This is a genomic window from Streptosporangium sp. NPDC005286, assembly GCF_040607515.1.
Taxonomy (GTDB): Bacteria; Actinomycetota; Actinomycetes; order Streptosporangiales; family Streptosporangiaceae; genus Streptosporangium.
Map to the genome: position 1 here is coordinate 17,504 of NZ_JBEXGU010000047.1, position 22,659 is coordinate 40,162.

Consider the following 22,659-nt stretch of genomic DNA (forward strand, 5'->3'; position numbering starts at 1 on the left):
AACCAAGGAGGTCACCGTGTCCCGCCCGCTGCGCGCCGACGCGCAACGCAACCGCGACCGGTTACTGGAAGTCGCCGTGCGCGCGTTCTCGCAGGACGGCCCGGACGTCACGCTCGACGCGATCGCCAAAGAGGCCGGTGTCGGCATCGGCACGCTTTATCGCCATTTCCCCACCCGCGAGTCGCTCATCGAAGCCGCCTACCGCAACGAGCTCTCCCGCCTCCGCGAGGCCGCCGACGAACTCGTCGGCGAACTTCCCCCGGCCGAGGCGACCCGCGCCTGGATGGACCGCTTCGTCGATTACATAACGACAAAACGCGGCATGGCGGACGCGCTCCACGCGGTGATCGCCTCCGGCGGTAACCCGTTCGCACACAGCCGCGACCAACTCGTCGACTCCATGACAGTCCTGCTCAACGCAGGCGCCGAGTCCGGCGCGCTCCGCGGCGACGTCGAACCCGCCGACGTCCTGGCCACCGTGTGCGGCGTCACCCTCACGGCCGGCGAGCCCCGCCAACGACAGCAGGCCGCCCGCATGCTCGACCTACTGATGGACGGCCTGCGCTACCGGCCTGCTTGATGGTTTTGTGAACCCTCCACGAAGCGCAGTCACCTGAACCCGGCTGTCCACGCACGGCCTGATACCGGCCGCAGCCTCCCAATAACCTTGTAGGGCTCAAGAACTCGATTTACTTCCAGCGCGGGCCATCCATCCGGTGGGGTGGACGGGTTGAGAGTTGCCGAGCGGCTGGTTCGGGTCGTCTGGGATCATCCTCTGTGATCTTGTGTACGCCGTTGCCCGGCGCCTGCTGTCTTTGCCCGCACTGCTGTTACGGAGCGAGGCATCCAAGGAGGCGGAGTTGCTGGTGCTTCGGCATCAGAACGCGGTCCTGCGCCGTCAGGTCCCACGCGTGCGGTATGAACCAGCCGACCGCCTGTGGTTCGCGGCGCTCTCGCACCTGATACCCCGCCGCCAATGGGAGAAGATCTTCCCGATCACGCCGGCCACCCTGTTGGCCTGGCACCGCAAACTCGTGACGAGGAAGTGGGACTACAGCAGACATCGCCGTCCCGGCCGCCCGCCCACCGCGGCTGCGGTCAAGGTCCTCATCCTGCGCATGGCCGCGGACAACCCGGGATGGGGTCACCGGCGCATTCATGGTGAGCTGACCCGCCTCGGCCATAAGATCGCCGCTTCTACCGTCTGGAACGTCCTGAACCGGGCCGGGATCGATCCCGCCCCGCGCCGCGACGGCCCGACGTGGAAGCAGTTCTTGACCGCCCAGGCCGAGCACATCGTCGCGGTCGACTTCCTGCACGTGGACACCGTCACCCTCAAACGCCTCCACGCCCTGGTCATGCTCGAACACGGCAGCCGCCGTACTCATCTGCTCGGCGTCACCCCAAACCCCACAGGCCAATGGGCCGCCCAAGCCGCCCGCAACTTCCTTATGGACTCCGACATCGACTCCACGAAGCTGAAGTTCCTGATCCGTGATCGTGCGGGCCAGGTCACCGGTTCCTTCGACGCGGCGTTCGCCGACGCCGGCCTCCGGGTCCTCACAAGCCCACCGCAGGCCCCGAAAGCGAACGCACACTGCGAAAGGATCATCGGCACCCTACGCCGCGAAGTCCTCGACCGCATGCTCATCCTCAACCAGAAACATCTACGCCGGACACTCACCCGCTACCTACAGCACCACAACACGGCCCGACCTCACCGCAGCATCGGACAACTGCCCCCATCACAAGCCGAAACAGGACCGCCAAACCCCACCGACTTGGCCAACCACCGAGTCCATCGCAGAGCGATCCTCGGAGGCCTTATCAACGAGTACCAGGTCGCCAGCTGACACCGTCGCGAACCGGCAGGTCAAGCATCGAATCCAATTATTGAGCCCCACAGCTTGAACACCGACCCGCATCAGCAGCGGAACCGCAGGTCAACAGCATCGGCTGAATATTGACACCCTTCAGGGTGCGATCGCCATACTCCTCGTTGGCCTGGGGCAGGCCATCTACGCATGGCTGGTCACCCGCCGTATTCGATGAGCCTTGCTCGCTATGTATACCTGAGGATTTCGGATTGCCGTGAACGCACGATGCTCCGAGAGGAACGCAGCGGGCCCCGCCCGGGTTCCTGTATAGCTCTCGAAATGCCTCTCACCTGGGATAATCACCAAGGATGGCCACCTAGTGCAGCAGCAGTCGCCAATCTCGCAGGGGATCTTGACATGGTGGCCACGCTGTATATCCTAAGTTACAGAAGCATGATGTATACATTTCGCTTCTAGGTCATCATGACGGAGTGGGGCGCGCTCCGTTGCCACATCCATCGACCGGAGCACGACAGTGACCAACACCACGCCTGACGGCATACGTCCCTACACGCGCGAGCACCCCGTCACAACCGACGAAGACCTCAGTTCCGACGCGTTCTGAACGGCAGGGTCGCCATCATCACCGGCGGTGGCCGCGGCATCGGCGCCGCGATCGCGCGGGAGGGCGCGTCCCTGGTCATCAATGACCTGGGATCCACCCCCGACGGCAAAGGCGGTGACAAGGGGCCGGTGCACGAGATCGCCGAGGAGATCAACGCCTCCGGCGGCCGGGCCGTGGCCGACGACGGCGACGTCGCCGACACCGCCACCGGCCAGCGACTGGTCGACACCGCCCTCGACCGGTACGGCAAGCTCGACGTGCTGGTCAACGTGGCCGGCATCCTCCGCGACCGCATGATCTTCAACCTGACGGAGGAGGACTGGGACACCGTCATCCGCGTCCACCTCAGAGGCCACTACAGCACCATCCGCCCCGCCACGGCCTACTGGCGCCAGCAGCGCAACCCCGCCGGCAACTACCGGATCATCAATTTCACCTCCCTCTCCGGCTTGGACGGCTCGCCCGGCCAGCCCAACTACGCCGCGGCCAAAATGGGCATCGTGGGCCTGACCTACTCCCTGGCCCAGGCCATGGCCCGCTACGGCGTCACCGCCAACGCCATCGCCCCCGGCGCGGCCACCCGCCTGACCGCCACCATCCCCGACGACAGGCGCCTCAACGACCCGGCCGCCGAGGAGCCGGCCGAAAGCCCGATGGTCCCGGACAACATCGCGCCCATCGCGTTGTATCTGGCCGGCGAACGCTCTGGCTGGCTCAGCGGCCGCACCGTCGCCGCCATCGGCTACGAGGTCGGCCTCTACAACAACCCCGAGATCATCCGCCAGATCACCAGCACCGGCCCGTGGCAGTTCGACCAGTTCGCCGACCTCGTGGAACGCAGCTTCCGCCCGGTCGCCGACGGACTTCCCCCAAGCGTCTTCGCCCCCCAGCTCAACTCCTGACCCTTCTCTCCCGAGACCGCGATCGACGATCCGGGAAATCACAAGTTGTCGCGCATGAGCACCATTGTGGACAGGGCCCGATAGAGCCGGCACCTGCTCATCGTTGCTGAGCGAGCACACCCCCCCACTCGAATCCGGCGTTCCAGGCCGCATCGCCATCAGAGGCCGACGCCTGGCCGCATTCTCCCCCCATTTCACACACGCGCTGTTGGCCTTCGAGCCGCACGCGTGGTTTGCGACATCTTCTTTAGAAGGAGCCATCATGGTGAGCGAGCGTATTCAGCCGCAGCGCGAACCGGACACGACGGACACCAAAGCGAGCGCGACGAAGCACCGTCCGGTCATGGCCTGGACCGTAACTTTCATGCTGCTCGGATGCACTCTGATCTCATATCTGGACAAGGCGATTCTCGGGCTCGTCGCGCAGCCGGCGATGGCGGACCTCGGGCTGACCGCCGCCGAATTCGGCGCCATCGCCAGCGCCGGAGGGCTGCTCGGCCCGGTCGCGGCGCTGCTGTTCGCCTTTGTGGCCGATCGGCTGCCCCTCAAAGGCACGCTCTTCACCCTCGTCGTGGTGTGGTCGCTGTTCCAGCTACCCATCTTCTTCGTCGCGTCAGGCGGGCTGCTCCTGGCGACGCGGCTCATGCTCGGCGCGATGGATGCCCCTGCCCTGCCGATATCGCACGCGGTCGCCTACTCGTGGTGGCCGAACGACCGGCGCGGACTGCCCGCGGCGGTGCTGACCACGGGAGCCTCGTTCGGCAAACTGATCTTCGCTCCGCCACTGGCCTTCATCATCGCCGCCTACAGTTGGCAGGCGGGCTTCCTCGCAGTGGCGATCCTGGGCTTCGTCTGGGGGCTGGCCTGGCTGTTCATCGGCCGAGTGGGGCCGTACGGCAAGGCCGAGACCGAAACGGCGACAACACAGGGACCGGGCGAGCAGGGAACGACCGAGCAGGGAACGACCGAGCAGGGAGCGGGATCGCGTGCGCCGGTACGGTCCATCCTGGCGACCGGCACCTTCATCGGGTACGTGGCCGCGTCCACCGCGGCGCAGATGCTCGGGGTCGTCGTCCTCACCTGGCTCCCGTCCTACTTCCAGGTAGGGCTGGGATTCTCCGCGGTGACGGCGGGATCGCTGTTCGGCGTGCCGAGCATCGCCGCGATGCTGTTCCTGTACCTGAACGGCGGGTTGGGCGACCGGATGATCAGGCGGGGCACACCCACCCGCAAGGCCCGAGGGCTGTGGGGCGGGGTGCTGCTCGCACTCGGCGGCGTCTTCCTCGTCGTGTTGCCCCTCGCCTCCGGAGTGGTGCTCCCGATCGCCCTGCTGATGATGGGCTACGGGCTGGCCATAAGCATCTACGCCGTGGCGAATCCGGCTCTCGCGCAGATAACCCCGGTCGCACAGCGGACGAGCGTCTTGTTGATCGGCCTCGCCGCCAACCATTTCCTCGCCGCCGCCGGGCCGTGGATCACAGGATTCATCCTCGACGACGCCCGGTCGGCGGGCACGCTCGCCCAGGGCTACACCAGCGTGTTCATGCTGATGGGCGGCATCGCCATCGTGGGGGGAGCGCTGTTCGCGCTGCTGGTGAATCCGGAACGCGACGCCGCGAAGGTGGAGGCGGCCCGCCTCGCACGCGCGGCCGCGCAGGCCGCGTGAGTCGAAGGAGGAAACCGCGATGCGGATCGGCATGAGCTTGAACTACACGGGTGGCTTCAAGGACACCGTGGCCGAGTTGGCCGACTACGAGAAAGCCGGCCTCGACAGCGTGTTCGTGGGCGAGCCGTACGGCTTCGACGCGGTCAGCCAGATGGGCTACATCGCGGCGATGACCACACGGGTGCGGATAGCCTCGGGCGTCCTGCCGATCTACTCCCGCACGCCTGCCCTGCTCGCGATGACCGCGGCCGGCCTGGACCACGTCTCCGACGGCCACTTCACCCTCGGCCTCGGCACCTCCGGCCCGCAGGTCATCGAGGGCTTCCACGGCGTGCCGTACACCGCCCCCCTGGGCCCGTACCCGTGAGGTTGTCGAGATCTGCCGCAAGGTGTGGAAGCGGGAGCCCGTGATCCACGACGGCAGGCACTACACCCTCCCGCTCCCCGAAGGGCAGGGCACCGGCCTCGGCAAACCGCTCAAGCTGATCAACCACCCCGTCCGCGAGCGCATCCCGATCCTGATCGCCGCCATCGGTCCCAAGAACGTCGAGCTCACCACCGAGGTCGCCGAGGGCTGGTTGCCGGTCTTCTACATGCCGGAGAAAGCCGCCGACGTGTGGGGCGGAGCGCTCACCGCCGGCTCGGCCAAGCGCGACCCGGCGCTCGGCGAGCTGGACGTCGCCGCCCAGGCGAGCCTCGCCATCGGCGACGACGTGGCGGACGCGCTGGATCTCGGCCGCCCGATGACCGCCCTCTACATCGGCGGCATGGGCGCCAAGAGCAGGAACTACTACAACGACCTGACCCGGCGCTACGGCTATGAAAAGGAGGCCGAGCAGATCCAGGAGCTGTACCTGTCCGGCAAGAAGGACGAGGCCGCCGCCCTTGTGCCGCGCGAGCTGCTGGAGAACATGTCGCTGATCGGCTCCGAGGGCTTTGTCCGCGACCGTCTGGCCGCGATGAAGGCCTCCGGCGTCACCACTGTCAGCGTGAACCCGCTGGGCCGTACCCATGAGGAACGGGTGCGGCTGATCGAGCGGGTCCGGGAACTCGCCTCCTGACCTCCTCATCCGTGCGGTGCGGTGGCCCGCCCCCACGCGTGCCGCCGCACCGCACGGTCAGCGGGTGAACGAGTGAAGCGGTCAGGCGTTCTGATCTGCGGGCCGGTAGCCGACGGCGGACAGCACGAAGTCGACGGTCTCCTCGACGTACTTGTCTCTGCGCTCCATCAGGGCGGGCATCTGGCTGACCGGTGTCGACAGGACGTGGTTGGTGAGGATCCCCGCGACCGCGTCCAGGACGAGCGCCGGGGACGTCCCCTGGGGCAGTTCTCCGCTGTCGATGCCGCTCACCACGATCGAGCGGCCGATCCTCATGCTCTCGCGCTGGTGACGCTCCAGCGCCTGTGCGCCTGCCGATAATGCCATCCGTCCAGTTCATTAGCCCTACAGGGCTTCGCGTGGCGTGGCGCGACCTTCGGCCACCATGGAGGGGCCGAGTGCGGCATGATGAGCCGCCGTGCTCCTTCGCCTGGCCTACCTTGCGGTCACGAACGCCTTCGCCGCGCTGCGGTTGTTGCCGATGGGCGATCGGGACAAGGACGCGGAGATTCTCGCCCTGCGCCACCAGATCACCGTCCTGGAACGGCAACTCGGCTCCGACACCAGGGTGAGATTCGCCCCCGAGGACCGAGCCTTTCTCGCCGCCCTTCTGACATCGCTGCCCCGCGAGGTCCTGTGTCGGCTACGGCTCCTCGCCCGCCCGGATACCGTTCTGCGCTGGCACCGCGATCTGATGAAACGGCGTCACGCCCGGACCTGCCGGTCGAGGCGACCTGGGCGCCCGCCCACGATCCGCTCCATCCGCGCTCTCATCCTGCGCCTGGTTCGGGAGAATCCGGCTTGGGGATATCGGCGGGTGCACGGCGAGCTGGTCACGCTCGGTATCAAGGTGGCTCCGTCCACGGTCTGGGAGATCCTCAAGCAGGAGGGTGTTGATCCGGCTCCCGAGCGTGCGTCCAGCACGTGGGCCGACTTCCTGCGCTCGCAAGCAGACGCGCTCCTGGCCTGCGACTTCATCGAGACCGTCACCCTCAATGGCCAGCGCCAGTACATCCTGGCGGTCATCGAGCACGCCACCAGGCGCGTGCGCGTGCTGGGCACCACCGCGCACCCGACCGCGAGCTGGGTCATGCAGGCGATGAGGAATCTCGTGATGGACCTGGACGATGCGGGCTGCCGGGCGCGCTATCTGATCCGAGATCGGGATGGATGGGAAGTTCCCGGTACTCATGGACGAGATTCTCGCCGAGGCCGGAGTCGAGATCGTCCTCACCGGGATCCGGATGCCGCGGATGAACTCGATCATGGAGAGGTGGGTGCAGTCGTGCCGCCGCGAGCTTCTCGACCGATGCCTGCTGTGGAACGAACGTCGCCTGCGTCACGCCCTGCGCGAGTACGAACAGTTTTACAACCAGCACCGAGCCCATCAAGCCCTGGCCCAAGCGGCTCCACTGCGTGCCGTCCCGGATCCGATCATCGATCCAGAGCGAATCGTTGACCTGAACATACGTCGACGCGACCGACTTGGAGGCGTCCTCCACGAGTACTCACCTGCAGCTTGAACTGCATGGATGTAGTTTTCGGCAGGCGCACAGCCGAAATGGAGTATCCTCCAGGCGTCATCCTTGCGTTGCCCGGCGATCAACAGGTTGCCGAGCTGCACGCTCAGACGGACGCTTTCCTCGTGGAACCACTTCGCGAATTCCGCGTGTTCCGCGATCTTCCCGTACGTGAGACGGACCGGACCGACCCAGCCGGCCCACCGGAACCCGAGCTGCTCGATGATTTGTACTTCGTAACCATTTCCGTTCCGGAGATGCCATTGCATGCTGCCTGTTAGGCAGGCGGCCACCCATGAGAGACGGCAAATGAATCACAGGATGCTGCCGACCCTCCCATCGCTAAGGAGGGTCGGCATTGGCCTGTTCACGGGTGGCCAACGCGTTGTCCCACACGATCTTGGCCAGCGGGTGGTCGACTCCCAGGACACGTTCACACACGGCGAGAGTCTCCTCATACAGCGCGAGGGCCCGGCCCATATCCCCGGCGGCCCGGTAGGCGTTGGCCAGGTTGTTACAGGTGTTCAGGGTAGAGGGATGGTCGCTGCCCAGCACCCGCTCGCGACCCGTCCGGGCCTGGTCGAACAGCGGGATGGCCCGGGCCGGATCTCCAGCCGTCTGGTAGGCGCCGGCGAGGTTGTTGCGGCAGGTCAAGGCCTGGGGATGGTCGACGCCCAGTGTCCGCTCGAAGTCGGCCAGAACCTGCTCATACAGCGGGATGGCCCGGGCCGGATCCCCCACCTCCAGATACATGTAAGCGAGGTTGTTACGGGTAGTCAGAAGGTCGGGGTGGTCTTCGTCCAGCATCCGACCCTCAGCGGCCAAGGCTTGCTCCATCAGCGGGATGGCCCTGCCCACGTCCCCCGCCGCACGATAGGCGGTGGCGAGGTTGACCCGGGAGGACGAGGTGTGGGGGTGATCGTCGCCCAGCACTCGTTCTCGATCGGCCAGTGTCCGCTCCATCAGCGGGATGGCCCGGCCAAAGTCCTTCTCCATATCCCGGTAGGCGCCGGCCAGGTTGCCGCGCGATTGCAGGGTGTCGGGGTGGTCGTCGCCCAGCACTCGTTCTCGATCGGCCAGTGTCCGCTCCAGCAGCGGGATGACCCGGTCCAGGTCCCCGGCCGCGTGGTACGTGAGGGCGAGGTTGTTTCGGCAGTTCAAGGTGTCTGGGTGGTCCTCGCCCAGCGTCCGTTGATAGATAGGGAGGGCCTGCTCGAACAATGTGATCGCCTGATCCAGGTCTCCCGCGTCGGCGTAGGCGAGGGCGAGGTTGCTGCGGGAGGTCAACGTGTCAGGGTGGTCGCCGCCCAGCACCCGCTCCTGATTGGCCAAGGCCCGCTCATACAGCGGGATCGCCCGATCCAGGTCTCCGGCGTCGGCGTAGGCGAGGGCGAGGTTGTTGCGAGAGGTCAGGATGTCGGGATGGCCAGCGCGTAACACCCGCTGCCGATCGGCCAGGTTCTGTTCGAACAGCTGGATCGCCCTGCCCAGATCCCCCGCAGCCTGATACGCGTAGGCGAGGTTGTTACGACAGCCCAGTGTGTTGGGGTGGTCGCCGCCCAGCACCCGCTGAAAGGCGTCCAGATTCCGCTCATGCAGCGATACGGCGCGCGTCAGATCTCCCGCGGCCCGGCAGACGTTGGCGAGGTTGTCACGGGAGGCCAGAGTGTGAAGATGGTCACCGCCCAGCAACCTCTCCCGGTCGGCGAGGGTCTGCTCGTGCAGCGGGATCGCGCGTCCCGGATCGGCGAGGTTCTCAAGATAGGTCCCGCACCAAGCGCGTAAAGAGAGCAGCTCCTCCGAAGGGTCACCCAAGCCGCACGTTACGGCGTACAGGGCGGAGGTCTGCTCGACCAGCATGTCGACAGCGGCACGCGCCACCCAGGTCGCGGCACCATCAGGGATATGGCTGTTGAAGCGGTGCAGCAGATCCACGGCGCCCCCCAGCACCTTCGCCAGGTGACTCCCGGCCTCCCCGCCGGAGACGCCGGCGTGATGCTGGGCGCGTTCGCGCAGCACCCGGCTGGTCAGACGGTGCATGAGTACCGTGGCGCCGTCCTCGCTGAAGCTGATCAGCGAGGTGTCGGCCAGATCGGCCAGCAACTGGTCGATGCCCTCGGTGGCGGCGGGGTCGGGTTCGGTGGTGCCATACAGGACCGTCCGCGGGATACCGGCCTCCGACAGCACCGCCAGCAGTTCCAGCATGTCCCGCGCGGCGGGGACGGCCTGTTCGACCTGGTCGACGGACAACAGGATCGCCGCCGCGGTCCCGTGCGGGTACTCATCATGAGCCTGCGACGGCAGGTACCGGTCTAGGGGATAGCCGCGCAGCAGCCGCACGTAGGCGGGATAGTCCATGCGCCGCCGGTCGATGTAGGCGCCGGCCTGCCCGACCGCCAGCGGAAGACACCCCAGCTCGTCGGCCACCTCTTCGGCGCCCGGGCCGGTGAGGCGGGTGCGCTGGTGCAGGAAGGACACCGCTTGATCGGGGGTGAAGACGCCAACGCCGATCTCGTCATACAAGCTGTGGAAAGCGCGGTTGCGAGTGGTGATCAGGACGTGGGCGGCACCGGTGGCCGGACACCAGCGCCGCACCTGCTCCACCGCCGTGGCGTTGTCGAACACCAGCAAGACCGGATGATCGGCGGCCGCCAGCCAATCCCGTGCCCTGACCGCGGAAGCGAAGGCGTCCTCCTCGGGGACGGCGACCTCCAGCCGGCGGGCCAGAGCTGCCAGGCCAGTGACGATGTGATCCTCGCTCTCGGCGGTGATCCAGGCGATGACCGGCCACCCGGCCCGCTGGCAGGCCCAGGCGTAAGAGGCGGCCAGCAGGCTCTTTCCCACCCCCGGGGTGCCGGTGACCGCGTCGATCACTGCCGCGCCGTGCCCGTCCACCCGCTCATGCAACCGTGCCAGCAGGTCGGCGCGTTCTTGGAAGGCGCGCGGCCGTTGCGGGACGTCACCCTCGACGATCTGCCTGATCGGCGCGGCAGGCAGCGGGGGCAGGTTGAAGATGAACTGATCACGACCGGCCTGATACACCCGGCCGCCCCCGGAGGCCTTAGCCTCCATCCGGATCGACTCGCCGGGACCCTGGCCCGCCTCGTTGTTCCCTGCCGACGCCGACGCGCTCATCACTCGTTGATGGTCTGGTTGCCGCCGGCCTGATACACCCGTCCCGACCCGGACGCCTCCGCGCTCATCCGCACGTTCCGCGCGTTGTCCCCGGTGGAGACGATCCCGCTGTTATCCCCGCTGATGACCACCGATCGCTCACCCGGGCCCTGGCCTTGATCCTCACTCTCGCCGGCGGCCGAGGTAGCCGAGGCGGCAGAGGTGGCGGCCGGGGCGGAGCGGGTGAGCAGGTGTGTCACCCACGTCAGGACGGCTGAGAACGCCACCGCGACCAGGATCCACCACCACGCCCACTGGCCGTCGTTCAGGATCTGGTTGACCGCCACACCGACCGCGACCGGCAATACCGCCGCACCCGCTGGCAACAACACCCGGAACGCACCGGAACCCATTCGCGCCATGGCGCCATCATCGCCACAAACCCGCGCCTCGTTCACTGGAACCGCCCACAGCCCGATCTCAATCCCGCAACCGTTCACCTCTACCACGCCGAGACCTTAAGCCGACCTCCAGAAAGGACACGGCGCCGGGTCATCTCCGGTAGCCACGCCGGGAGGAATGCTCATCAGATCGGCATCTCCCGAACGCCAGGCCTTGGCGAATGCCACAACCACGGCACCCATCTCCACCAGCAATAACGCGTGGACCGCAGAGATGAAAGGGGAGACGGCAAGGGCGGGACGCGTACACCAGCCAAGGAGATCAGAGCATGGTGGACACACTGGCAGGCGGCGTGACGAGCGGCGTGGCGGGCACCAGCGGCGCAGTCTGGATCTCCCTCCAGCGCATCAAGCGGGAGAGCAGGGGAGCCGAAACCAGCCTTCCGTGCCTCAACCCATGCCGCTCCCTGGCCGTCAGGCCGACTGGTTTGGGTAGACCCGGACTCACGCAGGGCGGCTGGTATCTCGCCGCCCTGTGCGGATGTGCGGGGAGGCCGCCCAGAACCACGAATCGGGTTGATCGGCCAGGTGTACTCGGCCATCAGGTTGGTGTCTCGCCGTTGCTGATGCTTGATCAAATGGAAGACCTACGGGATGCAGTGGAGATTGCCGTCATCACCGCCCCGGAGGTCCTCGTGGCCCACGCTAACGCCTGCCTGGGCACAGACCTTCGAGAACGATGTCGTGATCGACTGGTTGTTCGACCAGCCTCGCCGCCGTGAATAACAGAACGGGTCAGGGGCTGGGGGCCCGCTTCGACTTGAGACCGGCCCTGCGCTCCTATCCCAGGATGGCTCGGCCGGCTACCCGTTGGTGAACCAGGCGGAATCCAGCCCTTCCAGGGCCCATGTCCCGCCTTAAGGCTTGGAGCCTATGGATGGCCGGGGATTCGGTTGGCCACCGCTACCCTTGCCGCTCCGCCAGGGGGCGTTGGGGTCGTCGAGGGTGTCGAGCATGACGTGGCACCACGTCAGTGCCGCGTTGACTGCGAGATGGGCGTGGCGCGGACCAAGCCCTACGGGGGCGCTGGCCGGGCCATGGCCGGTTCCGTAGCCACGGTTGCGGAGCTCGCCCAGGCCGAGGGCGATGCTGGTGATGCCTCCGAGGATGCGCTTCACGGCATCGCTCCCATCTGGGCCGGTCGGCACCGACGACGGGTGGAGCCCGATGGCTGCTTGCGAGTCTCGCACCAGTTGAGGAAGGTCGGCCTTGTCGCTTGGGCTCAGTCCGCGCTCGATCAGCACGACTTTCGCAGTGCTTTCGATGAGTTCTTTCGATGAGTTCTTTCGCGCTGCCAATGGCCAGCGCTGGGTCGTCGATGATCGCCCGCTGGATGCGGTTCAGGTGTTGCCTGATCGCAGATGCGTCGGCGACGTTGGCCAGGGAGCCCAGGGCGAATGTCGGACCGGCGGAAGTGACGTGGCCGGTTGTCGGGTCGACCTGGTAGCCGTCACGGCGCAGCGCGTTGTAGAAGTCTTCGGCGTACGAGCCGTGGGGGCCGGCCAGCCGCTCGAAAACGCGCAGTACCCGATCAACGTGGGTCTGGTCGGACCAGTTAACGCCCTCCAGGTACTGCTGGGTGAGGGTGCGGCGAACGCTGGAATCCTCGTAGATGCAGTCGGCGTTCGGGGCGAAGAGTTCGTCTTGGAAGGCGGCGTGAATCGCGCCGACGGCAGAACCCGTCATGAGATCCCGGAAGAGGCCGCGTGTGGTGCGGCCCACCAGATCACCCACTGCTGATCACCTGCTAATCCGGGAATTGGTCGACGGGCGACCGCGATATGGTCACCCATCAACCTATGAACATCTAGGTCAGTGCGAGAACAGATTCTTCCTGAGTCGACGGTTGCCGGTCGAGCGATGCCCGCCCACGCGAAGGACCACGACGCGGTTTATGCAGACTGCGCCAGCGTGATGATCATTCGCTCGAGACTCCAGTTCGGGTCGAGAATTGGCGGGATCCTCTCTGAGTCGTATCCTCTGGCGCTCAATTCTTGGGAGAACGATGTGTGATCGGATTCTGGGGCAAAGATCATGATTACGTCGCCACGTGCGAAGTCGAGATCACCTCGATGACGCCACTCGCGCTCCCAGGAGAATTCCTTGCGATAGATCACCCCATCGTTTGACCGGATCCCAGTTCCCATCTGTTCAATGAAGGGTGTGAGCTGAAGTACGTCCGGAACCCCGCCGTTAGGCTGGGTGACTGGTTGAGTGAGGGCGGCCATAGCTTGCTCAACTAGGCGATTAATGGGATGCGTCAACCAAGCGTGCCCGGGGGTGATGTCGATGTACCAGATGGGATTCGCACCTCGGCGTCGTGCCCAGTCCTTGGCGAATACGACTCCATAATTGGATAGCTGAACGCTTCGATCTGCGATCGGCTGGCACATCATCCATGCGTGTTCTAGCGGTGTTTCCGTGAAGCAGACAGCTCGTTGGCTGTCTTCGAAGCGCGTGCCTTTGACTAGTTCGGCCGCCATGCCGAAAGCATTCACAGCACGCACCCGCTGGTTAGTCAGGATGGTGAAAAGCGCCTCACGGGCATCGGCCTCGGCTGAATTTCGCGTGAGGTGGACGAGGAAGGTGGAGAGGTCACTCCGGCGATGGAGAAGACTTTCGACGTCGACAGGCTGGCGCGGCGGGGGGTAGTTCACGGCTCTCCAGAGGGTGTAGCTTAACGTGCGGCAGTAGGGCCAGCGTTAGGCCTTGGTCTTGCTCACGGCCTGCTGCAATTGGTCGATCATTTGCTGGCGATCCTCGTTGTAGGAATTTCTCGTTTTTGAGCTTGTGGCGAGAATTGACTCTACTTCCTCGCGTGAATCATGAATCATCTCGATCAACCGCGCCGGGGGCGGGGCTGGAAAGATGACAAGATTACCTTCTAGGGACCAGAAGCATTCATTGACATCTGAATGCGTGCGGAGTAGATCCCTCAGCCGGCTACTCGCATGGTGGTCTATGTTAAGTTTGAGCTCGCAAGACAGCCCAATTCCTGTCGCATAGCGAGTTCCCAGACTGACGTCTTCCACCCATGACGGGACTACGCCGCGAATCGCGTCGCGTAGGTTCGTCTCGGCTCGAACTCGTTCTGATTCCGCTTTTTTCTGTGCAGCCTCGGCATGCTGAATCGAAGTTTCTGCCTCCTTGAGGGCGTTGTTAACGAGGCGTACCAGGGTGTCCGCATCACACTCTTTTGGATCCCATTCAAACTTGATGGATCCATATTCGGTGATCTGCCAGTAATTCGCTGCCGTGTGGGCTATCTCCCGAAGTAGTTGGTAGACGTGCGCACGCCAACCGTCGAAAGATTCCTCTGGTGGCAGGTTGCTCAAAATGAACTCTGCCCCCCATCTTCCCTGCCAGACATGTTCAATTTCGGCGGAGGCAATATTTGCAGGATGCGAGGGGTCGCTGCGGATGGACCTCCGGGAGATGAGCCACTGTTGCTCGCGGTCCACTGTGAGCGTCGCCGAAAAGCTTTCCCAGCGCACGATCCACCAAAATGTGAAATCCAGAACTCTCTCACATTCGGCGTGTGTATAGGGGACGTCCTTCTCGCCGGTTATCCACTGAACCCACAGCGCTTCTCCGGCGTCCGCACTGAAGGGAGTCAGTAGTAGTTCGTCCAGGGAATCGAAGCGCGCATTAACCGCTTGCCACTGTGGATTGGGTGACTGCTGAGTCGGTACGTGAACCGGCCCCTGCCCGATGTTTCGTCTCTGGACCCGCCACTCTTCAACGGCTACGTCAAGGGCTGATGACGCATGGGCGACGGCAGACTGATAGTCGCCATTATTGAACGACTGTTCCGCTAGCTGGAACGTATTCGAGATGTCGATGTTGGCGATGGCGTTTGCTCGCCAGATGGTAAACAGATTGGCGCCGAAGACTTCATTTACTACGGATCGCACGAAACGCTCTGCAACGGTGCACCAGGAAGTCAACTGCGTGGGATTTACGCGAATTCCGTGATGCTGCGCATTGTTGCGCGCTCGGTGAAGGTCGAGGATGCTTCCCACCCCCTGGAAATTCCAGCTCTGTTTGCGCAGGTGCTCGACGACCTTGTTGACGTTTTTCTCTAGGTCCAGGGCAACGCTCAGGCCAAGTTCCTTGGCCGCCAGACCGGTGACCTTTTCGCATGCACCATCCAAGGCGATGGTCGCGAAGTGTTTATCGGCGTTGCTGGGGAGCTTTGCCGAGACCAGGGCGGTTTCCAAGATGACGCGCAGGTCGAGGAGGCCTTCGATGGCCGTGGGCGAGATGCGTGGAGGATGCGCCACGTTTGAGGTCACCACTCCTGTCTGGGCATCAACGTCGACTTTGGATGGTTTTGTTGGGACAGGTGGTTGGCCTGCTCGGATGGCGTGCCCCTCGCCGGGCGAAAATCCTAAGCAGCGTTGGATGCCATCACCAACACGTTTCCCTTCCTTCGCTAACAGCCCAGTTCGGGCGGCCTCTTGAACCAACGCGAGCGGGCATTCGACTGCAGTGTAGGAGTCGCCTCGCTACCGTGCCGCTATGGAGATCAACGATTGGATCACCCTGGCTGGAGTGCTTGGGGCGTTGATCATGTCGGCCTGGGCTCTGGTCTACACCCGATCATCAGCGAAGAGCGGGAGGACATCGGCCGCCGCAGCCGTGCGCTCGGCTGATGCCGCCTACACCGCAGCCACGGCCGCGACCGCCGCTGCCGAGGAAGCCGCGCGGGTTTCTCGGATCGAACAAGAACGGGAGCACAGTGCTCTGCGACCATCACCGCCACCGGAGATCGAGGGTGTGGTCCAAGGAGACCATCCGCACCAAGCTCTGTTCGGTACCTTTGTGGTGCCCCGCGACTACCGCGTCCTCGCCCGAGCCTGGAATGGCGCGACGCATACGCCGATCAGCCTTCCGCTCCTGATTAGAGCCAACCAGGTCCATCGCTTCTGCATAGAGCACTGGCCCGACGAACGCACCAGACCACAGACGAAGGAAATCGAGTTCGAGTTCTGGGCACCTCTGGACGCAGACGGCGTAGAGGTCTGGGCTTGTCCGTGCGACCGCCCCCATCTGGACAAAGAAGGGCATTGGCGCTGGCGCGTACCGCTGGAATACACCGACCCAACTGAGACGATCTGGTAGGTCCAGCTTTGTGAGCCCTGGCGGGGGTATAGAGCGAAACCCCTACCGATTGGTGATCCAGACCGGCTGCTCGCAGCGCCGTGTGACGCCTCTGATGCCGGTGCACAACTTGATCACGTCGATATGGCTCAAGAAGGTACCTTCCTCGCTGCAGCCCCACTCCGCTCCGTTGGCGTCGGCCACGGTGTGGATGCCGAGGATCGGAGTGGCGTACTCGGCCTCGACGTACAGGTTGTCGGCCTTGTTGTCGCACACCAGGATGCGCCGACGATCCTCGGAGACGCGAATGCTCCCAGCTGCGGTTGAGTGGCTCCACCCTGGGCCGGGATCAGCGGGCGCTGCGGACGCGGCGACCGTCGCGGCGAGGACAGCCGAGAGGATGAACGCACGAACAAGCACAACGATCCGTTCCAGGAGAGGCCGTCAAAACGGCTGTCATCCTGAACGACGTTCCCCCGGGCCTCTGCGTGTTGACCGAGGCTTGACCCTGGCTCGACCTGATCTAGGAGAAGTGGGACTCGTGGGCCCGCTTTCAGGGGATGTTCTGTGGCCGTCAAATGGATCCGACGCGACGTCGGCCCGCTTAGCGATCTTCGCCCGGCACGTGGACGCACCAATGAGCAACCGCCGAGCAACCACGGCCGATCTCGCCTCGCCGCCGAGGCCTCAAACCGGGACAAACCCCCTGGTCAAATCGGGTCATAAGTGGTGGGGCGCCAGGGATTCGAACCCTGAACCTACGGATTAAAAGATCGCTCTCGGGCCGTTCCGGACGGTTCAATGCAGGCCAGAGGGCATGAGTGGTCCACCTTGAACGGCTCTGAACGCCCCTGTATTGCAACCCGAAGTGCAACCCCGGCGCTCGGTGGGCCGGGGCTGAGGCACGAAGCCCCGGACCGTCGATCGCCCCCGGCCATGAGCTGAGATCAGCCATCGCATGGCGATCGTAAGGGTGGCATGAGTCCGATGATGTGACGACAGTTTGAAACGTTCACTTCATGGCGCTTAGGCATTTAGTAGTTCCAGGGATAAGTCATCACAACTTCAACCCTTGGTGTGCCTACTAGCCCAATCGGATACTGGACACGCAACAGGCAGTTTCGTGAGGCAGCGGATGACTATAGAGCTTATGGTGTTATATGGGATGCGCCACCCCGGTTTCGTAGCGATCTGATCACAGCGCATCACACTCGGAACGTTCGATACCAGTATGAAAGGCATGGGCTGGCGCGGATGGCGGTGGGCGGTCGCCGGACTGGCGATCGGCGCCTCGGTCGTTCTCCTAGGGTTCGCGCTGCGTGCTTGGGATCTGGGGGCGGCGGCCAACATCGCGCAATTACTGTCGCTGCTTCCGATAGCGATCGGAATGATCGGCTGGGCACGCACCAGAGGCGAGGCGGCCAGCACTTCATCGGACGCGCTGGAGGCCCTGGATGAGCTGGTACGGACGATCGAGGAAAAGACCGACCGAATCGAACAGTCGATAACCCAGCAGAACAACATCGGCGAAGGACTGCTGAAGACGCGGGATCGGCTGACCCAGGCCACGACCCAACTGACGATCGAGCGGCAGAAACTTCATGACCGACTCCTGGCCAGCCAATCCGGCATAAGCGCCACCGCTGAGGTCAGCGAGGCGGAGCGTGAACGGCTGGAAGCAGAGGTTGCCCGCCTTCGCCGGGACCTTCAGGATACGCAGCAGCGATTGGCGGTGGCGGAACGACTGCGCGGAGAGGCTCAACGGCGGCTGGAGGAATCCGAACGGCAACGCGCCCAAGGTGAACGACTCCTGCGTGAGGCTCACGCCCAGGCAACTGAGGCGCGGCGTCACCTCGCCGACATCGACGCCCGCCCCGTGCTGGAGAGCGCTTCCCTTGCGAGTCGGGCGCTACCGGTCATCGCCGACACACAACTGATGGGGGACAACGACCAACAGGCGGTCGAAGAGATCTTCCGCTATGTCGACGACGTCTTCCACCAGGAGGCTGTCACCCTCGACCAGGTTCAAAACGATCTCGCTGTAACCGCTACCGCCACACATCGACTCACCGGCCCTGACGGAGCGGGCAGAGTTGACGCCTCGGACGACCGGCACTCGACGCTCCGTTTACCGAAGCGGCGAGGCTGGAAGGTGTTTGCCGGTATAGGCTCACTGACCGCCGGTCTTACTCTCGTAGCGATCTATCTAGCTGGACCGCTTCTCACCCCTTCCAAGGGGCATAACCCGCAGGCCATCACCACCTATCAATCATCATCTGCTACTCCAAAGCCAGCTCAAAAACCTACTCCACAGCCAGCCTGGACAATCTCCTGGACCTACAGAACCGGCGACTGGGTCTATTCGAGTCCGGCAGTGGTGGATGGTGTCGTGTACGTCGGAAGCGGTGACGGCAAGGTGTATGCGTTGGATGCGCTGACCGGTGCTGTGCGCTGGACCCACAAAATCGGCGGCCGGGTCTATTCGAGTCCGGCAGTGGTGGATGGTGTCGTGTACGTCGGAAGCGGTGACGGCAAGGTGTATGCGTTGGATGCGCTGACCGGTGCTGTGCGCTGGACCCACAAAACCGGCGACTGGGTCTATTCGAGTCCGGCAGTGGTGGATGGCGTTGTTTACGTCGGAAGCGGTGACGGCAAGGTGTATGCGTTGGATGCGCTGACCGGTGCTGTGCGCTGGACCCACAAAACCGGCGACGATGTCGGTTCGAGTCCGGCAGTGGTGGATGGTGTCGTGTACGTCGGAAGCGACGACCACAAGGTGTATGCGTTGGATGCGCTGACCGGTGCTGTGCGCTGGACCCACAAAACCGGCAACTGGGTCCGTTCGAGTCCGGCAGTGGTGGATGGTGTCGTGTACGTCGGAAACGGCGACGGTGACGACGACAACAGCTATAAGGGCAAGGTGTATGCGTTGGATGCGCTGACCGGTGCTGTGCGCTGGACCCACAAAATCGGGAACTGGGTCGGTTCGAGTCCGGCAGTGGTGGATGGTGTCGTGTACGTCGGAAGCGACGACCACAAGGTGTATGCGTTGGATGCGCTGACCGGTGCTGTGCGCTGGACCCACAAAACCGGCAACTGGGTCCGTTCGAGTCCGGCAGTGGTGGATGGTGTCGTGTACGTCGGAAGCAACGACCACAAGGTATATGCACTGGATGCGCTGACCGGTGCTGTGCGCTGGACCCACAAAACCGGCAACTGGGTCTATTCGAGTCCGGCAGTGGTGGATGGCGTTGTGTACGTCGGAAGCAACGACGACAAGGTATATGCACTGGATGCGAGGACAGGGTGAGGTCGATCAAGCGTTTAGACGTTGACAGGCTTTGCTGACGGTTGCACAGGGGCAGAGGAGGCGCGCTGGAGTGGATCGGCTGGTTGTGATGAACAACTGCCAGGGCGGTGGCGTGGCCCCGATGCGGCGGCCGATGGACTGGTGCGGCGCGTGGGCGGTGCGGCGGGCGGCCCGTGGTCCCGCCGCCGGCCGAGACCGGCGCCCACGCCGCACGCTCGGGCGGCGGGCGGGTGGAGGGCCGTGCGGCGGCGCGCCGCGGCGCCGCCTTGATACCTATGAGATTAATTCGGCAACTGTTGGCCGTGCTCTAGATACAACGGGCGGCCGATGCTGCGAGCGGTAACAGCGGCTGTTACGCGGTTGGCCAGTCGTTCGATCAGGAGGCTGGGTAGTTCTTCGACGGGGTGGAAGTCGTAGCCGGTCAGCTCGTCGGCGCCGAGGCGGATGCTGTCGCGCATGCTCGGGGTGAGGGTTCCGCCGTCGAAGAGGAACAGGACCTTGTCGCCTTCTTGGGGGTGAGGTGCCCAGTCGACCACGAGCAGGTCGCCGATCGGCGGTTGGATGCCGAGTTCCTCGTAGACTTCGCGAACGCATGCCTGGAACGGGGTCTCGCCGGGTTCGATGTAGCCGCCGGGAATCTCCAGGTAGTCCTTGTAGTGGGGGCGGACCAGAAGCAGGCGGCCGTGTTCGTCGAAGAAGAGTGCCCCGGCTGCGGCGCGGGGGGTGGCCATTGGCGGGGTCTCTTGTCCGGTCATGATCCCTACGGTACGGGAAGTCCGCCCCGTGTGAAGGTTCCTCAGGTGACGCGCAGCCGGCGGGCCAGATCGGTGAGCCGGTGGCTGGGCTTGCCCTTCTGGCGGCGGATCCAGCTCAGGACGAGTTGGCGGCTGAGGTAGTGGTGGCGGATCTGCTCGGGGGCCAGGTGCTCGGCCTGAAGGAGGGTATTCAATGCCTCGTCGGTGCGGTTCCACTGACTGAACGCCTGGGCGACGGCGATGCCGTGGCGGGCGCGGCGCTCGATCGGCAGAGCGCTGGTGTCCAGTCCGGGGCCGATGTCGATGGCGACTTGGATGTCTCCCAGCTCGATGGCGGTGGCTACCTGGTGGATGGCCACGTTGGTGGGGCCGAATGCGGTCCACACGTGGTTGGCGTCGCCTCCCAAACGGCGCGCGGACTCCGCGGCTTCGGTCAGGAAAGCTCGGGTGGTGGCGCGGTCGTCGGCACAGGCGGCGGCCATCGATCCGGCGAGAAAGAGCGTGCCGTGCACCGACAGGAGTTCGGGGCTCGCCTGGGACAGGTCTTCTTGGAGAAGCCCGGCGGCATCGCTTGTCAGTTGGGAGGCGGCGTCGTAGCGGCCGTTGGAAAGCAGGGCGTGGGTGACGGATCGCAGGAGTGAGGCCATCACGATCTGATCGCCGGAGCTTTGGGCGTAGGTCAGGCCGCGTTCGGCGGCGATCCAGGCGAGATCGGTCTCTCCGACCTTGACGAGGATGGTGGCTGCGGCGTGGTAGGTCTGGCCGAGCAGGCTGAGGGCTTGGATGCGCTGGTCGGCGTGGTAGGCGCCGACGGCGTGGTGGGCCTCGGCGAGAAGCGCCGGCAGGCGGCGGACCACGAGTCCATACCGGGATGCCTGGTAGGCGTGCCATACGTCGGCGATCTCGCTGCGCAGCTCGGTGAGGCTGGGTGGTTCGTGGGCCTGGGCGAGGTTGGCAAGCGGGGTGAGCTGGCGGTAGTCGGTGATCGCCGCCCGTAGGGCCGGGATGGTGCGATCTCCGCTGTCGGAGCTCCAGTCGAGTAGGGACGGCTCGGCGAGAAGGTCACCGAGGGCGACGTCCAGAGCGCCCGCCAGGGACTTGATGACCGACAAGCGGTCAAGGTCGATGCGGTCGTTTTCGACTTTGCTCAGCCAATCGACCGTGCGGCCGACAAGACCGGCCAGGACTTCTTGTGACACTCCGCGTCGTCGGCGATACCACGCTACGCGTTCCCCGATGGTCAGGTGATCCGTCATGCCTCGCATACCGGTCAGCCTCGCACGGATATCTCGGAGACCCCGGAATTCTTTTCCGGGGCGGAGCGGCCTGTTCTTCCTAGTGTCTCGACTGACCGAGAAAACGTCCATCGCGACGGAGGAAAAGGAGTGGGTACGACGGGATCACGCGGGACCGGCGGGGAGGATTGCTCATCCTGCCGGGGCAAGGGGTGGCGATATGTCCAGGTGAGCGCGAACTACAGCGTGCAGGCCATCGATGGCCGACGCAGCCAGAGAACGCGGAGCGATTGCTTCGACTGCTCCGGAACCGGATGGCAGGGAACATGACAGACACACTTGTTTGGCGATGTCCGGTTGAATCCGGAAGCGATGATCCTTCCTATGCTGCTGCGGTGCTCGCCGAGGAGCTGCGAAATCTGGGAATGCCCGCCGATATTCATCGAGGTTTCGGTATCGCGCTGGTTTCGGTGTGGATTGACCTGGCCGTCTGGACCAACGGGATCTCGTACCACTGGTGGTCGGGAACCGTGTCGGCACGTGGACACTGGCTTTATGCGTACAACCCGGTGAATGATCCGGTGACCGCTGCTCGCCGGATCGCCGTCCGGTATGCGGAGCTGCGCGGTGGCCACCCCTTGTCGAGGCTGGTTGAAGAGGTCCAATGTGTTCTCCCGGATGATCGTCGACCGGTCGACCTGCGCGGGAGGCGTTCCGCCCCGCCTGCCTGTCCGGAGTGATCCCATGACCCTCAACGAGTTGAAGGCCGCTTACGGCAGGCGCTGGAGCATCTCGGCATCCCTGGGGGGCGGGTGGTACGCGGTGCGCCGAGATGACCTTTCTCTCAAGAGCCTCCAGCGTGGCCTGTCCCATGTGCGGTGTGGCCAGACCTTGGAGGAGTTGGCCGGCTGTCTGGCGGCCGAGAAGCGAATCGAAGAGCAGTGGTGGACGGCCGGTGTTCTGGATGAAGGTCCCGGTTCGGCTGCCAGTAGTCCACCAAAGCAGGCGCGACGGCGAGATTGACCGCTACTGGTGTGCGATCAGCACTGAG

The 22,659-nt window shown here is 64.6% G+C and carries 21 protein-coding genes and 1 pseudogene; 12 read left to right on the forward strand and 10 right to left on the reverse strand.

Translation table 11 applies throughout. The annotated features are described in order from the left end of the window. Positions 1 to 16 precede the first annotated feature (16 nt). The 5 genes and pseudogenes from ABZU75_RS19205 (at position 17) to ABZU75_RS19225 (ending at position 6,071) form a co-directional block, all read left to right on the forward strand. Entirely contained in the window at positions 17 to 580 is a 564-nt protein-coding gene (locus tag ABZU75_RS19205; protein ID WP_355555696.1) for a helix-turn-helix domain-containing protein, read from the forward strand. Positions 581 to 866: 286 nt separating this feature from the next. Next, a complete protein-coding gene (locus tag ABZU75_RS19210; RefSeq protein WP_355555769.1) occupies positions 867 to 1,853 on the forward strand; it encodes an integrase core domain-containing protein in 987 nt (328 codons plus the stop codon). 606 nt (positions 1,854 to 2,459) lie between these two features. Next, positions 2,460 to 3,344, forward strand: coding sequence for an SDR family oxidoreductase (locus tag ABZU75_RS19215; protein ID WP_355555771.1), 885 nt, complete (start codon positions 2,460 to 2,462; stop codon positions 3,342 to 3,344). 262 nt (positions 3,345 to 3,606) lie between these two features. After that, entirely contained in the window at positions 3,607 to 5,010 is a 1,404-nt protein-coding gene (locus ABZU75_RS19220) for an MFS transporter (protein WP_355555698.1), read from the forward strand. Between the two features lie 19 nt (positions 5,011 to 5,029). After that, positions 5,030 to 6,071, forward strand: a pseudogene (locus ABZU75_RS19225) (LLM class F420-dependent oxidoreductase). An 81-nt stretch (positions 6,072 to 6,152) separates the two neighbouring features. On the opposite strand, the gene ABZU75_RS19230 reads toward ABZU75_RS19225, so the two are convergent. Then, positions 6,153 to 6,437, reverse strand: a complete 285-nt coding sequence (locus ABZU75_RS19230; protein WP_355555700.1) for a hypothetical protein — start codon at positions 6,435 to 6,437, stop codon at positions 6,153 to 6,155. A gap of 378 nt (positions 6,438 to 6,815) precedes the next feature. Next, positions 6,816 to 7,202: a hypothetical protein gene (locus tag ABZU75_RS19235; RefSeq protein ID WP_355555702.1), complete on the reverse strand. Its 387-nt coding sequence runs from the start codon at positions 7,200 to 7,202 to the stop codon at positions 6,816 to 6,818. A 173-nt stretch (positions 7,203 to 7,375) separates the two neighbouring features. On the opposite strand from ABZU75_RS19235, the gene ABZU75_RS19240 reads away from it, so the two are divergent. Both ABZU75_RS19240 and ABZU75_RS19245 read left to right on the forward strand, forming a co-directional pair. Next, a complete protein-coding gene (locus ABZU75_RS19240) occupies positions 7,376 to 7,633 on the forward strand; it encodes a hypothetical protein (protein WP_355555773.1) in 258 nt (85 codons plus the stop codon). A 5-nt stretch (positions 7,634 to 7,638) separates the two neighbouring features. Then, the gene (locus ABZU75_RS19245) at positions 7,639 to 7,911 is read left to right on the forward strand and encodes a hypothetical protein (protein ID WP_355555704.1); all 273 of its coding nucleotides are present in this window, start codon (positions 7,639 to 7,641) and stop codon (positions 7,909 to 7,911) included. Between the two features lie 61 nt (positions 7,912 to 7,972). Here ABZU75_RS19245 and ABZU75_RS19250 read toward each other — a convergent pair whose 3' ends face one another. From ABZU75_RS19250 to ABZU75_RS19260, 3 genes are all read right to left on the reverse strand, one after another. After that, a complete protein-coding gene (locus ABZU75_RS19250) occupies positions 7,973 to 10,765 on the reverse strand; it encodes a tetratricopeptide repeat protein (protein WP_355555706.1) in 2,793 nt (930 codons plus the stop codon). Then, the gene (locus ABZU75_RS19255) at positions 10,765 to 11,253 is read right to left on the reverse strand and encodes a hypothetical protein (protein WP_355555708.1); all 489 of its coding nucleotides are present in this window, start codon (positions 11,251 to 11,253) and stop codon (positions 10,765 to 10,767) included. The genes ABZU75_RS19250 and ABZU75_RS19255 overlap by 1 nt, the downstream gene beginning before the upstream one ends. Positions 11,254 to 12,062: 809 nt before the next feature. Further along, entirely contained in the window at positions 12,063 to 12,449 is a 387-nt protein-coding gene (locus tag ABZU75_RS19260) for an abortive infection family protein (RefSeq protein WP_355555710.1), read from the reverse strand. A gap of 19 nt (positions 12,450 to 12,468) precedes the next feature. Between ABZU75_RS19260 and ABZU75_RS19265 the strand changes: the two genes are divergently transcribed. Then, positions 12,469 to 12,945 carry a hypothetical protein gene (locus ABZU75_RS19265; RefSeq protein WP_355555712.1) on the forward strand — a complete coding sequence of 159 codons (477 nt, stop codon included), beginning with the start codon at positions 12,469 to 12,471 and terminating at the stop codon, positions 12,943 to 12,945. Between the two features lie 152 nt (positions 12,946 to 13,097). On the opposite strand, the gene ABZU75_RS19270 is transcribed toward ABZU75_RS19265, so the two are convergent. Together ABZU75_RS19270 and ABZU75_RS19275 are read right to left on the reverse strand one after the other, a co-directional pair. Next, positions 13,098 to 13,862 (reverse strand): abortive infection system antitoxin AbiGi family protein, encoded by a 765-nt coding sequence (locus ABZU75_RS19270; protein WP_355555714.1) that lies wholly within the window; start codon positions 13,860 to 13,862, stop codon positions 13,098 to 13,100. A 45-nt stretch (positions 13,863 to 13,907) separates the two neighbouring features. Beyond that, on the reverse strand, positions 13,908 to 15,500 hold the full coding sequence (locus ABZU75_RS19275) for a hypothetical protein (RefSeq protein ID WP_355555716.1): 1,593 nt from the start codon (positions 15,498 to 15,500) through the stop codon (positions 13,908 to 13,910). A 226-nt stretch (positions 15,501 to 15,726) separates the two neighbouring features. Between ABZU75_RS19275 and ABZU75_RS19280 the strand changes: the two genes are divergently transcribed. Continuing rightward, positions 15,727 to 16,329, forward strand: coding sequence for a hypothetical protein (locus ABZU75_RS19280; RefSeq protein WP_355555718.1), 603 nt, complete (start codon positions 15,727 to 15,729; stop codon positions 16,327 to 16,329). A 42-nt stretch (positions 16,330 to 16,371) separates the two neighbouring features. Here the strand turns inward: ABZU75_RS19280 and ABZU75_RS19285 are convergent, their stop codons facing one another. Continuing rightward, positions 16,372 to 16,728, reverse strand: a complete 357-nt coding sequence (locus tag ABZU75_RS19285) for a hypothetical protein (protein ID WP_355555720.1) — start codon at positions 16,726 to 16,728, stop codon at positions 16,372 to 16,374. Between the two features lie 811 nt (positions 16,729 to 17,539). On the opposite strand from ABZU75_RS19285, the gene ABZU75_RS19290 reads away from it, so the two are divergent. Continuing rightward, the gene (locus ABZU75_RS19290) at positions 17,540 to 19,618 is read left to right on the forward strand and encodes a PQQ-binding-like beta-propeller repeat protein (RefSeq protein ID WP_355555722.1); all 2,079 of its coding nucleotides are present in this window, start codon (positions 17,540 to 17,542) and stop codon (positions 19,616 to 19,618) included. A 281-nt stretch (positions 19,619 to 19,899) separates the two neighbouring features. On the opposite strand, the gene ABZU75_RS19295 is transcribed toward ABZU75_RS19290, so the two are convergent. Next, positions 19,900 to 20,373 carry an NUDIX hydrolase gene (locus ABZU75_RS19295; protein ID WP_355555724.1) on the reverse strand — a complete coding sequence of 158 codons (474 nt, stop codon included), beginning with the start codon at positions 20,371 to 20,373 and terminating at the stop codon, positions 19,900 to 19,902. 41 nt (positions 20,374 to 20,414) lie between these two features. Beyond that, positions 20,415 to 21,740, reverse strand: a complete 1,326-nt coding sequence (locus tag ABZU75_RS19300) for a helix-turn-helix transcriptional regulator (protein ID WP_355555726.1) — start codon at positions 21,738 to 21,740, stop codon at positions 20,415 to 20,417. Between the two features lie 263 nt (positions 21,741 to 22,003). Between ABZU75_RS19300 and ABZU75_RS19305 the strand changes: the two genes are divergently transcribed. Then, positions 22,004 to 22,348 (forward strand): hypothetical protein, encoded by a 345-nt coding sequence (locus tag ABZU75_RS19305; RefSeq protein WP_355555728.1) that lies wholly within the window; start codon positions 22,004 to 22,006, stop codon positions 22,346 to 22,348. 4 nt (positions 22,349 to 22,352) lie between these two features. Then, a complete protein-coding gene (locus tag ABZU75_RS19310; RefSeq protein ID WP_355555730.1) occupies positions 22,353 to 22,631 on the forward strand; it encodes a hypothetical protein in 279 nt (92 codons plus the stop codon). The last annotated feature ends 28 nt before the right edge of the window (positions 22,632 to 22,659 follow it).

What these genes read in the sequence shown, in the direction of transcription:
- ABZU75_RS19220 (WP_355555698.1), top strand. Translation starts at nt 3,607, where the DNA reads ATGGTGAGCGAGCGTATTCAGCCGCAGCGCGAACCGGACACGACGGAC.
- ABZU75_RS19230 (WP_355555700.1), bottom strand. Translation starts at nt 6,437, where the DNA reads ATGGCATTATCGGCAGGCGCACAGGCGCTGGAGCGTCACCAGCGCGAG.
- ABZU75_RS19235 (WP_355555702.1), bottom strand. Translation starts at nt 7,202, where the DNA reads ATGACCCAGCTCGCGGTCGGGTGCGCGGTGGTGCCCAGCACGCGCACG.
- ABZU75_RS19240 (WP_355555773.1), top strand. Translation starts at nt 7,376, where the DNA reads ATGGAGAGGTGGGTGCAGTCGTGCCGCCGCGAGCTTCTCGACCGATGC.
- ABZU75_RS19245 (WP_355555704.1), top strand. Translation starts at nt 7,639, where the DNA reads ATGGATGTAGTTTTCGGCAGGCGCACAGCCGAAATGGAGTATCCTCCA.
- ABZU75_RS19250 (WP_355555706.1), bottom strand. Translation starts at nt 10,765, where the DNA reads ATGAGCGCGTCGGCGTCGGCAGGGAACAACGAGGCGGGCCAGGGTCCC.
- ABZU75_RS19265 (WP_355555712.1), top strand. Translation starts at nt 12,469, where the DNA reads ATGAGTTCTTTCGATGAGTTCTTTCGCGCTGCCAATGGCCAGCGCTGG.
- ABZU75_RS19280 (WP_355555718.1), top strand. Translation starts at nt 15,727, where the DNA reads ATGGAGATCAACGATTGGATCACCCTGGCTGGAGTGCTTGGGGCGTTG.
- ABZU75_RS19290 (WP_355555722.1), top strand. Translation starts at nt 17,540, where the DNA reads ATGAAAGGCATGGGCTGGCGCGGATGGCGGTGGGCGGTCGCCGGACTG.
- ABZU75_RS19295 (WP_355555724.1), bottom strand. Translation starts at nt 20,373, where the DNA reads ATGACCGGACAAGAGACCCCGCCAATGGCCACCCCCCGCGCCGCAGCC.
- ABZU75_RS19300 (WP_355555726.1), bottom strand. Translation starts at nt 21,740, where the DNA reads ATGGACGTTTTCTCGGTCAGTCGAGACACTAGGAAGAACAGGCCGCTC.
- ABZU75_RS19310 (WP_355555730.1), top strand. Translation starts at nt 22,353, where the DNA reads ATGACCCTCAACGAGTTGAAGGCCGCTTACGGCAGGCGCTGGAGCATC.